Raw genomic sequence first — 13084 nt, 5'->3', positions numbered from 1 at the left:
CACAAAGTCTCTGCGATTGCTTCACTTCGTTCGCAATGACAACTAACCAGGCGGACATGATATTAACCTTCCTCCAACAACCGTTGCAACGCCACCCTCATTTCTTCAGGAGTTGTCGTTGTGGTGCCAAACCGTCGCACCACAATACTAGCTGCCAAATTACCTAAAACTGCAGCTTCCCAAGCCGACGCCCCAACGGTTAAACCTAAAGTTAACGCCGCCACTACAGTATCTCCAGCACCAGTGACATCAAACACCTTCGTCCGATTAAAAGCTGGAATGTGAAATGCGCTACCCTCGCGGTTAAACATACTCATCCCTTGCTCACCACGGGTAATCAGTATATGTTGCGCCTGCGTCAACGCCAGCAAATCTTGTCCTGCTTGAGTCAAAGTTGGTTCATCAGTAATTGCATAACCAACAGCAAATTCTGCCTCCGGCAAATTTGGAGTAAACAATGTACCTCTACGATACCGTTCCAGATGTTTTTGAGCATCCACAATAGTTCGAGAAGCAGACAGCGCTGCTGAAATCACAGGCTGAGTTAGAGTTCCATCCCCGTAGTCAGAACAGACAACAGCATCTACGGAATTAATTTGTTCTTTAATATATTGAGATATCTGAACTTGTAAATCTAAGTCTGGCAAATCATCCGACTTTCGGTCTAAGCGAACAATCTGCTGTGTCACCGATTGACGAGAATGACCAGAAATCCGCGTTTTGGTTACTGTTGGGCGACTGGAGTCAACAAAAACGCCATCAGTATTGATTCCCGCAGCTTCCAGAAGACTACGTAGCGCCTTTCCTTGTTCATCTTTGCCCAATAGCCCTACTGCCAAAACTTTTGCTCCCAGTTGGGCAAAATTATAAATCGCATTTGCCCCACCTCCTGGCACTTGCTTGGTGGTTTCATGGCGCAGGATCAACACTGGTGCTTCCCGAGAAATTCTTTCCACTTGACCTGTGAGAAACTCGTCTAAAGTCAAATCTCCGATAACCAGCACCCGTGCAGAAGCGAATTTTTCCAATAAAAAGAACAAGCGGTCAGCCGAAGCACGCAGTAAGATGGCAAAATCAGGGTCTAAAGACATAAAGCACAAGAATATTCAACACACAAGCCAATGATTCTACAACTCAAACCGGGAAATGGCGAGATGAGAAGTGATATCATGTCTGGCTATACTCTTGACGACCACGGGTGCGATTAACGTTCCCGCAAAATATGAAACAAGCACATTTTTCTGAGATTTCTCAAATAAAAACAGAAAAATCACAAATATTTTTTGTGGCTACTAGACAAAAAGGAGTAGTAATTAGATCTATGTTTCAATATAAGGGATATACAGGTGAACTTGAAATTGATATAGAAAGTGGAATGCTTTCTGGACGAGTGATTGATATTAAAGACGTTGTGTCTTTTAAAGGAAAAACTGTGGAAGAAACTCGTCAAGCATTTGAGGAATCTGTAGATGATTACTTAGAATTTTGCGCGGAATTAGGAGAAGAACCAGATAAGCCTTTCTCAGGTAAACTTCCTTTTCGCACATCTCCTGAGCATCACAGAAAAATTTTTATAGCTTCTAGAAAGGTTGGAAAGAGTATTAATGCATGGATGGATGAAACATTAGTCAAAGCGGCCGAAGAAATCATTCACGCTTGAGATAAAAGGTGAAAACAGTGTAGGAGTGTGGGAAAAGAGTGATTTCGCATTAACTTTTCCCTCCCTTTCTCCCTTTTTCCCTCCCTTTCTCCCTTTTTCCCTCCTCCCTTCTCCCAACTCCGGTGTCCCCTGCTCCCTTCCCCCTGCTCCCTGCTCTCTACTCCCGCCACTGCACTTGAACAAAATACGCCTGTCGTCCCCAAAGGTCACGCGTACGTGTGATATTTTCAATTTTGAGGTTAAAGGGAATGGAAGTTGTCAGGTAACGCTGTGCTAAAGCACCAATGTCAGGAGCGAGTTCAGCCGCTGTTGTCGTCGCGACTCCCAAACCTATCAGTTGCTCAATTAGTCCTCGCGGTAGCAGCAGATGCATCCCCACTGCTAGTCCTGCTGTCAACAGCATTTCTACTGATACATTTGTTCCACAACGGGGATGTACAGCCAAGTCCCATTCTCCGTTGGTGAGGCGATGTAGGGCGAGTGTGACTGCACGTCGCAAATCGCTGATATTAACTTCACCATAAAGATAGAATCCCCGCTCCGTGGACAAACCACCCAAGAGTTCGTTGTCAACTTGGAAATTGCTTGGTCTTGGTCTTCCTTTGGAAGCTTGGACATTTTTTGATGCACTCAGAAGCCAAACTGTAGCATGTTCTAGAGCATGAACCTGACGCAGCATTAAAATTTCTTTTAATCCAGGCAAAAACGACAGCTGTCTGAGTAAATCAGCATCTTGTGTGGGCTGAGGTACTGTAAAATCAGAATTGAAAAAGTTATAGAAAGACAAGCTACCAATAGCCGAAGCGGAAGTATTCATTGCTACACTGCTTCCTAAGCTAATAAACCAACAGAGATTTCTTTTTAATGTAGCGTTTTAGCCTGGAGATAGTTGCTAAATTTTGTTTACTATTTGGTTTTCTTTGATTGACTAAAGGCAAAATCTTAATAAGGACACATAGCAACGGCAAGGTTCTTCCACTTAAAAGCCAAGAAAGCTTGGTTTCTCTGCTCTGGTGGACAAACTTAAAAAAGAGCAAAGTTGCGCTTTCTGCCGCGCTTTTCGTGTCCTAATGTGTACAGTTGGAATAATCTGAGGAAATACAACCTCTACCCAAGACAACATAGTCGAGTACTCTGTGGTGCTTGATTTTGAGAGGTTTACACTTATACGTTAAGTTGTGAGGAGAACAATAAGTAACCAGTCAAAATGAGCTTGGCAGTATACTAGCAGTTTATCTATTCTTTTTGCTCAGGCCGAGGTAAAGTACAGCAATTAACATCATTCAGGCAGACTTTGCCCCATTGCAAAGCCCAGCGGACAAGAGCCACTCGGTTGTCGGTACCTGTTTTGGTGAGAATATTGCTGATATGATTGTCAACTGTACGCTTGCTTATTTCTAATTTACCTGCAATCTCTTGGTTAGTTAAGCCAGCGGCCACTAAATCGATAATTTGCAGTTCTCTGTCTGACAGACTAACGGGGGTCTGAGACTCGCCACCAGCCATAGAGTTACTTTCTCCTCCTTGGTATATGTACTCAATCGCTCTATCCCATTCTAGAAGATTCTTTTGTAGGTAGATGTTTCAAGTGTAGGCATAAATACTATTTTTCTTTGAGAGTTGGGTTTACAGTATCGGAGCAGAAGATAGAAAAAGATCAAGGTTGAAAATCCGAAATTATCAGGACGCTATCCCTGCTCCCCCCACACCATTACACTTCACCTCATCCCAAATCAGTTATTTATAAGTAATATTTATAAAATTTCAATTTAAAATAATAGAAATAATACTGATGGCAAATAAGCAGTGTTCACCATCGTTAATAGCTAAATTGATTCATAGAAATTGCTATTTCATTGTATGAACGATTGCCGACATAGTGACACAAATCATTGTAGATTTTATACTGGCAAATCCTAATCCAAAATCTGAAATTCAATGAGTAATCCCCGTGTTTTGTGCCTGGGTGAAGTTTTATTCGATTGTTTAGCTGATCAACTGGGGCGAAAGCTAGAAGAAGTTGAGTCATGGACTGCCTACCCTGGAGGAGCACCAGCTAACGTCGCCTGTGCTTTAGTGAAGTTGGGGACACCAGTGGCATTTATTGGTTGTGTTGGTGAGGACGCACCAGGTAATGAATTGGTAGAATTGTTAGAAGAAGTAGGTGTAGCTACAACTGGAGTACAGCGTCATTCTACAGCACCAACGCGGCAAGTAAATGTTGTGCGTTCTCTTGAGGGCGATCGCACTTTTGCTGGATTTAAAGATTATGAAACTACAGAATTTGCTGATACGCGCCTCAAAGCCGATCAAATACCGAAGGAGTTATTTCAAGGAGCAGATTTTCTGATTTTAGGTACTCTGGGACTAGCATATCCTGAAAGTGCGCAAGCAATTCACCGCGCACTTCAAATGGCAGAGCAATATGATGTCAAAATTTTGCTCGATGTCAACTGGCGTCCGGTATTTTGGACAAATCCTGACATTGCTCCACAAAAAATTCAAGAATTATTTAAGTATATAGACTTTATCAAACTTTCAAAAGAAGAAGCAGAATGGCTATTTGATACCGCCGATCCAGGGGTAATCACTTACCGACTTGGCACCGTTGACGGTGTGCTGGTAACTGATGGAGAACATGGCTGCGCCTACTGCCTTGGGGAAAACGAAGGTAAATTACCTGCTTTTTCTCCCTCCGTCGTTGATACAACAGGTGCAGGGGATAGCTTTGTTGCTGGTTTCATGCACCAGCTGCTGAGTCATGGTATTCAAAGCTTAAACGATTCAGAAACCGCCAGAAAAATCGTGAAATATGCAAGTGCAACGGGGGCATTAACGACGATGAAAGCGGGGGCGATCGCCTCTCAACCCACAGCAGATGAAGTGGAAGCTTTTCTGGCTTCGCATCAAGTTTAGGGGATACAGCAATCCTAGATAAGTCGTGAACAAAAAAAACGTAGACGCGGAGCGGTGAGACAGCGCTGCAGGAGGGTTTCCAACGCCAGATACCTGGCTGTCGGGAAACCCTCCCGCAGTACTGGCTCCTCCGTAGGCGACTGCGTAAGCGCAAGCGCACGAATCGAGCGTTCGCGCAGCGTCTCCGTAGGAGATACGCGTAAGCGTGTCCCTTTGGGACTTACAAAGTAGCGTCTCCGCAGGAGATACCCGAAGGGCTTCGGTGCAGGGTACCGCAAAGGCGCATAGACACGTAAGCGCAAGCGCACGCCCAGAGGGCGAACGCGCAGCGTGTCCCCTTGGGACTCAGTGGCTTCCCGCTGTCTTTGGACGCAAAGAAAAGAAACAGAAGAAGAGGATGATGTTCATATCCTATTTAGGAAGGCTGTAGCACAGGTAGCTGCGATCCTAGGACAGCAATAAGGCGGGAAGAATCTTCTCTGCCTTTTGCGTTCACAGTCTGCTCGTACTATTCGTTGGATTTGCGAGGAATCCTCAAAGGTAGCGTGTCTTCTGGACTCAAAATCTCAATTTTTCGTTGAGGCTGAAATCCTAAGCGTCAAGAACGCACGCTACGCTAAAAACATGACAAAAACTATACTTTGAAAACATCCTCTTAAAAGAACTACTTTATGACTATAAAAATCCAGACCGAAAAAGACTTTCTTACGCCAAGCACTAGTATCAAGACTAATAAAGAAACAGAAAACGAAAAAGTTCTATGTCCTCATTGTCGGCGCACCGCTACGAACGGTATTAAATGTAAAGGGATGTGTGTGGCTGACAATGACTATTAACGCAATGATTGACAAAAAGCACTTTTTCTGAAAATTTCAATGTCCACAAAGTCAACCGTTACGAACTTTTCTTCAATTTTTTTCTAGAAATGACCTCTAAAGAATGAATTTTTCAGAAGAGTCTCAAGCTAAGCTGAGGGTGACATAATGCAATCAAAAAATTAGGCTGGAAACTGTCTGGCGAAGCACCCAATTGGGGGATTCAGGCTAAAAAACTGTTTTTAATAAATAGTGACAGATTAGCCGAAATCGAACAGCAATCAGCCACTAGGAGGAGGGTTTTATGATCGTTGTCCATCATCTCAACAACTCGCGATCGCAGCGCGTACTATGGCTGCTCGAAGAATTAGGTATCGAATACGAAATCAAGTACTATGAACGCGATGCTCAGACGATGCTGGCACCAGCATCGCTGTACCAAATCCATCCCCTCGGCAAGTCACCCGTGATCACAGATGCAGATCTGACGATCGCTGAGTCGGGTGCCATTATCGAATACATAGTGGATCGCTACGGCAATGGTCGGTTAATCCCAGCATTGGGTACGCCGGAGCGTCTGCGCTACACGTATTGGCTGCATTACGGCGAAGGTTCTGCAATGCCACCGCTGGTGATGAAGGTAGTTTTCAAACATTTTGGGAAAGGGGACAGCGGCGCTCAAGATGCGTTCATCGCCCCCCAGATCAAGCTTCATTATGACTACGTAGAAGGCGAGCTTCGTAAGAGTACATGGTTTGTAGGCGAAGAATTCACTGCCGCCGATATCCAAATGAGTTTTCCGCTGGAAATGCTCGTCCAGCTTCCCGAACAGGTCGAGAACCGACCAAAGATCAAGGAATTTGTCGAACGCATCCATGCGCGACCTGCTTATAAACGCGCCCTTGAACGTGGAGGTGCATACGACTTAACCAAATTCTAATAGTTGATTAGCGATGCAGTGACTCTAACCGAAACAATTTTAGATTGGGGAGCCAATACTGTTCGCGCAGCGTGGCACTTTGTGCCATAGGAGGGTTTCCCGACAGAGGTACTTGGCGTTGACTTTCGGTACAAGCCCCGTCCTTGACGGACGGAATTAATCCAAAATCGTAAATCTAAAAATTTAGAGATGAGTTCTGTTTCGCTCCAAGCAGAGCACTTTTAGGGTGGAGTTAATCCAAAATCTAAAATCCTAAATCCAAAATTGATTGACGCATTTGCAGGTGCTTTTTCATCAATTCAAAGTAGGGTAGAAACATAGCCCGTTACTACCTTACTTTCAACTGTAGCTACTAGTAGTTATAACCTAGTAGCACAGATGGCAGCACCAATGAGTCCTACTTGTTGATTTAGGACAACATAAACGGGTATATCTTCAAGCAGAGGACGCATCCTACCTTTTTGAGTGAAATTGCGGATGAACCTGTCTTGTTGGATTAAAGGCAGTATTTTCGGAGCAATTCCACCAGCAACGTACAAACCACCATAAGGTAGAAGTTTAAGTGCAATATTACCTGCTTCTGCAGCGTAGGCTTCTACAAATAACTGCATGGTTTGTTCACAAAGGCGATCGCTTTTCTCTAATGCAGCGTTACCAATGACAGCACCCGGATCAACGCTTTTTTCTTGCCCTCCCACTTCTTGTTCGCACTTTCTTATGATTTGGGCAATTTCTGGTGATTCAGTAGCAATTTTGCGATCTCGTAGAAATTGGTAAATTGCTAGAATTCCCATCCCAGAAACGACTCGTTCTACAGAAACCCGTTGGATATCATGCTTCGAGAGCAGGTATTTCAAAAGTTGAAACTCTAATTCGGTACGGGGGGCAAAGTCAACGTGTCCACCTTCAGAAGCAAAAACTTGATAGTTCTGTCCCTGCTTAATCAAAAATCCTTGTCCCAAACCAGTACCAGCACCAATAATAGCAATAGGGGCTTCGGGGTTGGGTTTGCCAGCCTGTAAAGTTAGCAGATCTTGGTTGTCTAAACCTAAAACACCATAGCCAACAGCTGCAAAGTCGTTGATGAGAGAAACATGGGATATACCGAGTTCTTGTTGTAAACGTTCGCTATCAAGGAACCAAACTAAATTAGTCAACTTAGCGGTATTTTGCACCACCGGTCCTGCAATGGCAAAACACGCTTTTTCTGGAGTTTGTGTGTTAGCCTTAAGCAAGAACTTTTGTACCATCGGCACCAAATCGGGAAAGTCTCCACTGGGGTACCGTTCCTCACAGATAGTGTGTAATGAAGCTTTTTGTGATGCTTCAACCAATCGTAAGATGGTTTTCGTGCCGCCGATGTCTCCTGCCAATAGTAATGTCATGTGAGTTGTTCTTAGTTAAAGCGAATGACTTCTTCTACCTGAGTTAAATGCGAGGTATCTCCCTTTAGTTCTAGCAACCACTCTGGGTGTTGACGCACAACTTTTACTAAAGAACATAGAGAAGCCTTCACTTCCGTTCTGGCAATTTCACCTACTAAACCTATTGCCGCCCCCAATACGGACGCACCATGTCCCACTAAAAGAATATTTTCTGGAGAGAATTCTGTCGTTAGGCATCTAGCAGTTTGTCCCGAACGTTCCTGCATTTTTTCGTAAGTTTCTGGGTAATTTACTGCAATGCGCGGAGTGTAGCTGATGTCTATTCTGGGGAATAATTCTGCTAATGCTCGGGTTAAGAGTCGCAGTGGTTCTTCTTTCATCCAGACGGGATTCAGCCATTCGCTTAAGCCTGTTTCTAGTTTTATCGGCAAATCAAGAACTTCTGCCACGGCGTTTGCTGTTTGTACTGTCCGCAGGAAGGGGGAAGCAAAAATATGAGTAATATGTTCTCGCTTGAGCCGATTGGCTAATTGCTGCGCTTGCACCATACCATCTTCAGAAAGTGGTGGATCGTAGCGTCGTTCTGCTGTGAGAAACCAATCAGGGTTAACAAAGTCGAGACGGTTGGCGTGTCTTGCGATCCAAACAATTTGACTCATGGTATGATTAAACATTTTTTTAAAGCAAAGCCTATGCTCTACGCATGCAGCCCGTTAGCATGGGCTATCAGTTAAAATAATATGACATAATGTGTAACTATTTGTAATAGAATAATTTATAGGGCTTTTCCGCAAAGCATGAGGTACACGGGTAGGGGCACGGGTAGCCTCATTGGTGTCAACTTAACGTTCAACCCTCTATTCCACGTTGGTTTGACCTCACTCCCCTTCGGGTATCTCCTGCAAAGACGCTACACGAACACCAGTCGCCGTGAGAGCGGAAACCCTCACAACGACCGCGCTCAGTGCACAGCCTGCAGCGCTGGATTCACCGTTAAGCGTAGCTTAACGTCCCCTTACTCCAACCAAAGTTGATTTTTAGCTTGTTCCGCTTCATTTTCCATGAGCCTTGGATGGACAACCCTATACAATGTCTACTCGTAAAACCCAAAATCTGGGTGTATTTTTGCGGTGAATCCAGGGCCGTGCGGTGAATCCAGCGCTGCAGGAGGGTTTCCCGACAGAGGCGACTGGTTCTCCCGTTGGGGGGTTCCCCCCCGTTGAGGCGACTGGTTCTCCCGTTGGGCCCTACCCAAGAATTTGGGTAAAACTAGTTGACTGGAGGCCGCAAAAATACAAGGGTTGTCCATCCTTGTCGTTAGCGTAGCGAGCCGTAGGCTGGGTTTGCCCAACCCCGATGACTGAATCGGTGTTCTAGTTTCCTCGTGCTGGACTTTATAAGATATAGGCACAGTTCCAGCACTACGGCTTGTGATTACTCTCTCCTTTGTTGTGCGGGTTGCTGCTCGTGAAACCCTTTAAACTATAAGTTCTTTCTTTTGACAGATTTTCAAAATTTGCTTGCGCTCTGTCTTGACTCTCCAGTCTGCTGGAGACTGCAAACTAAAAATAGTTCATCGCAAAAGGATTAGAATCATGAACTTACAACTCAACGTTCCCAACATGGCATGTTCAGCTTGTGGTGAAACCATCACAAAAGCTCTCAAAGCAGTTGATCCAACCGCAACAGTGCAAGCTGATCCCAAAACTAAGTTGGTCAGCATTGAGACTCAAGCTTCACAAACGGTTGTGAAACAAGCAATTACCGACGCGGGTTACTCCGTTACTTAGTTGCCGAATTCCGAAGACCGAATACTAGTGCGTGTCAAGGAGTCACTCAATGGAAAACACAAATCTGAAACTGCGGGGCATGAGTTGTGCCTCTTGCGCTAAAATCATTGAAGATGCGATTAGCTCCGTCAGGGGTGTGAATGAGTGTAGCGTAAACTTTGGGGCAGAGCAAGCTACTGTCACTTATGACCCCAAAAAAACTAACCCAGAAGCAATTTGCCAGGCAGTGAATGCGGTGGGATACTCTGCTCAACCTATGCAAGACGATGATTTATTTGCCGCAGACGATGATGCAGAGCAGAAGGTACGCCAAGCCGAAAATCGAGCGTTAGTCAGAAAAGTTTGGGTTGGCGGCATTGTCAGCGCTATTCTGGTCATTGGTTCGCTACCGATGATGACGGGATTATCCATTCCCTTTATTCCCATGTGGATGCATAATCCTTGGTTACAGCTTGTGCTGGCGACTCCAGTCTTGTTCTGGTGTGGTTCATCCTTCTTTATCAATGCCTGGAAAGCCCTGAAACGTCACGCAGCAACAATGGATACCTTGGTGGCGATTGGTACTCTTGCCGCTTATCTTTATTCCCTCTTCCCCACCTTCTTGCCTGGGTTTTTCACTCAACAAAGATTACCAGCTGATGTGTACTACGAAGCAGCTGTAGTTATCATCACTCTGATTTTGCTGGGACGACTGCTTGAAAATCGTGCCAAAGGACAAACTTCTGAAGCAATTCGTAAGTTGATGGGCTTGCAAGCAAAGACTGCTCGTGTGATTCGTGATGGCAAAGAGGTTGACATTCCCATTGCCCAAGTGATTAAAGGTGATGTGATTCTCGTACGTCCGGGTGAAAAGATTCCAGTGGATGGCGAGATTATTGATGGTTCCTCAACTATTGATGAGGCAATGGTGACAGGTGAAAGTCTTCCTGTGAAGAAGCAACCAGGTGATGAAGTTATCGGAGCCACGATTAACAAAACTGGCAGCTTCAAATTCCGAGCGACCCGAGTGGGTAAAGATACATTCTTGGCGCAGATTGTCAAGCTAGTCCAACAAGCCCAAGGTTCAAAAGCACCGATTCAGCGATTAGCTGACCAAGTGACTGGATGGTTTGTACCAGCTGTGATTGCCATTGCGATCGCCACTTTCATTATCTGGTACAACATCATGGGCAATGTGACGATGGCACTGATTACCACTGTAGGTGTGTTAATTATTGCTTGCCCATGCGCTCTTGGCTTGGCAACGCCGACTTCTATCATGGTGGGAACAGGTAAGGGTGCAGAAAATGGTATCCTCATCAAAGGGGCAGAAAGTCTGGAACTCGCGCACAAGCTTCAGACTGTCGTTCTCGACAAAACAGGTACAATTACGCAGGGTAAGCCCACTGTCACCGATTTTGTAAGCGTCAAGGGTACAGCCAATGGCAACGAGCTAAATCTTCTGCGCCTTGCAGCATCTGTTGAACGCAATTCAGAACATCCTCTTGCGGAGGCAGTTGTAAATTATGCGAAATCTCAAGGTGTGGAATTGACCGATGCACAGGAGTTTGAAGCCATTGCGGGTAGTGGTGTGCAAGGATATGTATCAAATCAATGGATACAAATTGGCACCCACCGTTGGATGAACGAGTTAGGCATCGATACAAGTGCATTGCAGGAACATTGGGATCGTTTGGAGTATCTTGGTAAAACGGTTATCTGGATTGCGGTAAATAGCAAAATCCAAGGGATTATGGGCATTGCCGATGCGGTGAAATCATCTTCTGTAAACGCAATTCGCACATTGCAGAAAATGGGATTGGAAGTCGTAATGTTGACCGGAGACAATCACCGTACAGCCGAAGTGATTGCCCGTGAAGTGGGTATCAAGCGAGTCTTAGCTGAAGTTCGCCCGGAACAGAAAGCCGAGACTGTTGAGAAACTTCAGTCGGAAGGTAAGATTGTAGCAATGGTGGGGGATGGTATCAATGATGCACCGGCGCTGGCTCAAGCCGATGTCGGGATGGCAATTGGAACAGGAACAGATGTGGCGATCGCAGCGAGTGACATCACCCTGATCTCTGGCGATTTACAAGGTATTGTCACCGCCATTCAACTCTCTCGTGCCACGATTGGCAACATTCGTCAGAATCTCTTCTTTGCCTTTATCTATAACGTTGCTGGTATTCCAATTGCAGCAGGAATTCTTTTCCCCTTCTTCGGTTGGCTGCTTAGTCCCATCATTGCAGGTGCAGCAATGGCGTTTAGTTCTGTCTCTGTAGTCACGAATGCGCTGCGTTTGCGTAATTTCCAACCTAAAACAATTGGTTGAATAAATCACAAGGAGTATGAACGATGCTTAAAAATGTAACATTTTTCGCAACCTTGGCAGGATTTGGATTTTTACTCGGAGCTATTTCCGGCGCATTAGCATAGCTTGCAATGTAGTTACATTCGCGCTACGGAGATGTTTAAATCATGAACAAAATAGCAATAGCAATCATTGGCAGTGTTGTGAGTTTGGGATTGGTGTTTGGAATTGCTTCTAACAAAGCAGTTGCACAAATGTCCCACGAACAAATGCAACCATCTCAAACAAAGCAAACAAGTCAGTTCCGTCGCATCGAACAACCCCTATGGGCAAAAGGTATCGTTACTGCTGGCGGATTAGGATTGATCGCACTGGAGTTATGGTGGTTTCTGTTGAGTAAACCAAAGTCGCAAAAAGCACAATCAAAGCAGGACATTCAGGAGGTAACAATTACTGTTGATGGTGGGTATGAACCAAGCCAAGTGGTAGTTAATGCTCTTCAAAGAGTGCGACTCAACTTCTACCGCAAAGATCCCAGCAGTTGCCTTGAAGAAATCCGATTTCCTGATTTCCACATAGCCCAAGAGTTACCCCTGAACCAAGTTACTCCTATTGAGTTTACTCCTAACGAACCAGGAACTTACACCTTTACCTGTGGCATGAATATGTTTCGGGGCGAAGTTAAAGTCGAAACTGGGCAAGTTTAATCTCCAAAAGAGCATGAAATCATCCCAGATACTCAACCGACAATAACAACACCTGTAAACCAGAACAAGACTGGAAAAGGGGTTGTACACGCCATTGTAGAACAGGGAGTTCAGAAAATTATTGTTCAGGTTGATAAAGACTACACACCCGAGCATATTGTAGTCCAAGCAGGGCAAAGAGTCCAACTTAACTTTCAACCGTCAAGATCCTAGTGGTTGTCTTACTCAAGTACTGATTCCTGATTTTGGCATTGCTGCCGATCTACCCTTGAATGAAATAACTACAATCGAGTTCACACCTGAAAAAGCTGGAGAATACGCCTTTACCTGTGGCATGAATATGTTTCGCGGTGTGATTGAAGTAGAGCCATCGAATGCTCTTCGCACAGAGCAGTTTTCTACGCAGATTTCAGCATGAAAACCGGGAGCATCTGCGCCCAGCGTGAGCTTGATAACTAGCAACCAATACCTTTGTCTAGACTACCTTCCCAAACGCACTGGGCACACTTTCTTGTACAAATTTCTCATAAAAATGAGAGAGATACATAGTTAACTATACGGTTTCCTTTGTTGTACGTCTT

The 13084-nt window shown here is 44.9% G+C and carries 11 protein-coding genes and 1 pseudogene; 7 read left to right on the top strand and 5 right to left on the bottom strand.

Features of this window, described 5'->3' with window-relative positions; translation table 11 throughout:
• Positions 1 to 62: 62 nt before the first annotated feature.
• Positions 63 to 1091: a D-glycero-beta-D-manno-heptose-7-phosphate kinase gene (gene rfaE1 / locus DP114_RS27795; RefSeq protein WP_171977657.1), complete on the bottom strand. Its 1029-nt coding sequence runs from the start codon at positions 1089 to 1091 to the stop codon at positions 63 to 65.
• Positions 1092 to 1321: 230 nt separating this feature from the next.
• Here rfaE1 and DP114_RS27790 point away from each other — a divergent pair, with 230 nt between their 5' ends.
• A complete protein-coding gene (locus DP114_RS27790) occupies positions 1322 to 1660 on the top strand; it encodes a type II toxin-antitoxin system HicB family antitoxin (protein ID WP_169155534.1) in 339 nt (112 codons plus the stop codon).
• A gap of 157 nt (positions 1661 to 1817) precedes the next feature.
• On the opposite strand, the gene DP114_RS27785 is transcribed toward DP114_RS27790, so the two are convergent.
• Both DP114_RS27785 and pedR read right to left on the bottom strand, forming a co-directional pair.
• Positions 1818 to 2477, bottom strand: coding sequence for a DUF6391 domain-containing protein (locus DP114_RS27785; RefSeq protein WP_169267726.1), 660 nt, complete (start codon positions 2475 to 2477; stop codon positions 1818 to 1820).
• A 419-nt stretch (positions 2478 to 2896) separates the two neighbouring features.
• Entirely contained in the window at positions 2897 to 3166 is a 270-nt protein-coding gene (pedR, locus tag DP114_RS27780) for a photosynthetic electron transport-dependent transcriptional regulator PedR (protein WP_169267727.1), read from the bottom strand.
• A gap of 432 nt (positions 3167 to 3598) precedes the next feature.
• On the opposite strand from pedR, the gene DP114_RS27775 reads away from it, so the two are divergent.
• A complete protein-coding gene (locus DP114_RS27775; RefSeq protein WP_171977656.1) occupies positions 3599 to 4576 on the top strand; it encodes a carbohydrate kinase family protein in 978 nt (325 codons plus the stop codon).
• A gap of 1119 nt (positions 4577 to 5695) precedes the next feature.
• A complete protein-coding gene (locus tag DP114_RS27770; protein ID WP_171977655.1) occupies positions 5696 to 6331 on the top strand; it encodes a glutathione S-transferase family protein in 636 nt (211 codons plus the stop codon).
• Positions 6332 to 6690: 359 nt separating this feature from the next.
• On the opposite strand, the gene DP114_RS27765 is transcribed toward DP114_RS27770, so the two are convergent.
• Together DP114_RS27765 and DP114_RS27760 are read right to left on the bottom strand one after the other, a co-directional pair.
• The gene (locus DP114_RS27765; protein WP_169262852.1) at positions 6691 to 7716 is read right to left on the bottom strand and encodes a glucokinase; all 1026 of its coding nucleotides are present in this window, start codon (positions 7714 to 7716) and stop codon (positions 6691 to 6693) included.
• A gap of 11 nt (positions 7717 to 7727) precedes the next feature.
• Complete coding sequence (locus DP114_RS27760) at positions 7728 to 8375, bottom strand: histidine phosphatase family protein (RefSeq protein ID WP_169262926.1); 648 nt, start codon at positions 8373 to 8375, stop codon at positions 7728 to 7730.
• A gap of 936 nt (positions 8376 to 9311) precedes the next feature.
• Between DP114_RS27760 and DP114_RS27755 the strand changes: the two genes are divergently transcribed.
• The 4 genes and pseudogenes from DP114_RS27755 to DP114_RS35425 form a co-directional block, all read left to right on the top strand.
• A complete protein-coding gene (locus DP114_RS27755; protein WP_169264183.1) occupies positions 9312 to 9506 on the top strand; it encodes a heavy-metal-associated domain-containing protein in 195 nt (64 codons plus the stop codon).
• A 49-nt stretch (positions 9507 to 9555) separates the two neighbouring features.
• Complete coding sequence (locus DP114_RS27750; protein WP_171977654.1) at positions 9556 to 11817, top strand: heavy metal translocating P-type ATPase; 2262 nt, start codon at positions 9556 to 9558, stop codon at positions 11815 to 11817.
• Positions 11818 to 11963: 146 nt separating this feature from the next.
• The gene (locus tag DP114_RS27745; RefSeq protein ID WP_171977653.1) at positions 11964 to 12503 is read left to right on the top strand and encodes a cupredoxin domain-containing protein; all 540 of its coding nucleotides are present in this window, start codon (positions 11964 to 11966) and stop codon (positions 12501 to 12503) included.
• A gap of 226 nt (positions 12504 to 12729) precedes the next feature.
• Positions 12730 to 12921: pseudogene (locus DP114_RS35425) on the top strand (cupredoxin domain-containing protein); the annotation flags it as partial.
• Positions 12922 to 13084 lie beyond the last annotated feature (163 nt).

It is taken from the genome of Brasilonema sennae CENA114 (assembly GCF_006968745.1).
GTDB classification, from domain to species: domain Bacteria; phylum Cyanobacteriota; class Cyanobacteriia; order Cyanobacteriales; family Nostocaceae; genus Brasilonema; species Brasilonema sennae.
Note: the sequence above shows the minus strand (reverse complement) of the source record. Positions and strands in the feature narration are given on the sequence as shown.